This is a genomic window from Lysobacter enzymogenes (assembly GCF_017168095.1).
In the GTDB taxonomy this organism is placed as follows: Bacteria; Pseudomonadota; Gammaproteobacteria; order Xanthomonadales; family Xanthomonadaceae; genus Lysobacter; species Lysobacter enzymogenes_D.
In genome coordinates, this window is sequence record NZ_LXSD01000120.1 from 1 (window position 1) to 1,580 (window position 1,580).

Here is a 1,580-nt window from a genome sequence, read left to right on the forward strand (position 1 = left end):
GGCCGATGCGTCGAGCGCCGCGCCTGCGAACCCCGGCATCGTCGCCGGCGCGCCGACGATGGCGGCACAGCGCGCCGCCGATGCGCGAAGCACCGGCGCGGGCTGCGGTCGCGGCCATCCGTGGCGCATGCGCATCGTCCGCTCAGTTCGCCGGCGGGCGCGGCGGCCTGGGCCGCGGCGGATGCGCCGGCACGTCGCGGCCGGGCACCTGGACCAGGCGCAGCTCGTCGGTGTCCAGCTGCAGCGCGGTCAGCTTGCCGCCCCAGACCGCGCCGGTGTCGATGGCGTGCACGCCGTGGCCGATGAACAAGCCCAGCGTCGACCAGTGCCCGCACACGATCTTGAGATCGCGCTCGACCCGTCCCGGCACCTCGTACCACGGATACAGGCCGACCGGCTGGGTGCCCGGGCTGCCCTTGTCCTCGAACGCGATGCGGCCGCGCGGCGTGCAATAGCGCAGGCGGGTGAAGATGTTGATGATCGCGCGGTGGCGGTCGATGCCGGCCAGCTTGGGATTCCAGGCCGGGCGGTCGCCGTACATGTTCTTGAGCAGGCGCCGGTACTGGTCGCCGTGCAGGCGCTCCTCGACCTCGCGCGCGTGGCGCTCGGCCATCGTCGCGGTCCAGCGCGGGGCGAGGCCGGCGTGCACCATCATCCAGCCGAGCTGGCGGTCGACGTGGACGAGCTTCTGCATGCGCAGCCAGTCCAGCAGCGACTCGCCGTCCTCGGCCAGGACGATGCGCTGCAGGTCGGGATTGACCTTGCGCTTCTCTTCCTCGGTGCGCTGGCCGATCGCCAGCAGCGACAGGTCGTGGTTGCCCAGCACCACCACGCTGTGCTCGCGCAGCGAGTGGACCAGACGCAGTGTTTCCAGGGATTGCCCGCCGCGGTTGACCAGGTCGCCGCAGAACCACAATTTGTCCTGCGCCGGGTCGAAGTTGAGCCGCTCCAGCAATCGCTGGGTGGCGTCGTAACAGCCCTGGAGGTCGCCGATTGCCCAAACGCTCATGTGCCGTCCGCGCTCAGTGCAGCGTGCGCGGCACGGTCAGGGTGAACGACGGAACCGGCGCGTCGAAACGGGTGCCGTCGTCGGCCACCACCGCGTAGCTGCCTTCCATCGTGCCCAGGCTGGTTTCCAGCACCGCGCCGGAGGTGTATTCGTAATCGTCGCCCGGGCGCAGCCACGGTTGTTCGCCGACCACGCCGTCGCCGCGCACTTCCTGCACCTTGCCGTTGGCGTCGGTGATCACCCAGTGGCGCGCGATCAGGCGCGCGGGAACGGTGCCGGCGTTGCGGATGTGGATGGTGTAGGCGAACACGTAGCGGTCCTGCTCCGGAGCGGATTGATCGTCCAGGTAGCGGGTGGCCACGTCGATGTCGAAGACGTATTCGGTGGGGCGGTTCATGGCGGCAGTTTAAGCAAAGCGGGGATGAAGCGGGAATGAGTTCCCGCTATAACGCGGGGAGGGGCAAAACGCCCGCTGCGGCGGCGCTGCGATCGCGGTCGCAGACGTCGGCGGGCGCGATGGCATCGCGGGTGTCGCGCGGCCCGGCGAGCGTCGCGCCGCGCGCGGACGCGG

At 70.5% G+C, this 1,580-nt stretch carries 2 protein-coding genes; both read right to left on the reverse strand.

The genetic code is table 11. From position 1 onward, the window contains the following. Positions 1-142: 142 nt before the first annotated feature. Positions 143-1,009 (reverse strand): symmetrical bis(5'-nucleosyl)-tetraphosphatase, encoded by an 867-nt coding sequence (locus A7A76_RS03380; protein ID WP_206409872.1) that lies wholly within the window; start codon positions 1,007-1,009, stop codon positions 143-145. 13 nt (positions 1,010-1,022) lie between these two features. Beyond that, the gene (gene apaG, locus A7A76_RS03385) at positions 1,023-1,406 is read right to left on the reverse strand and encodes a Co2+/Mg2+ efflux protein ApaG (protein WP_206409873.1); all 384 of its coding nucleotides are present in this window, start codon (positions 1,404-1,406) and stop codon (positions 1,023-1,025) included. Positions 1,407-1,580 lie beyond the last annotated feature (174 nt).

Bases quoted from the DNA above. Each gene is read 5' to 3' on its own strand.
- A7A76_RS03380 (WP_206409872.1), bottom strand. From the start codon at position 1,009: ATGAGCGTTTGGGCAATCGGCGACCTCCAGGGCTGTTACGACGCCACC.
- apaG (WP_206409873.1), bottom strand. From the start codon at position 1,406: ATGAACCGCCCCACCGAATACGTCTTCGACATCGACGTGGCCACCCGC.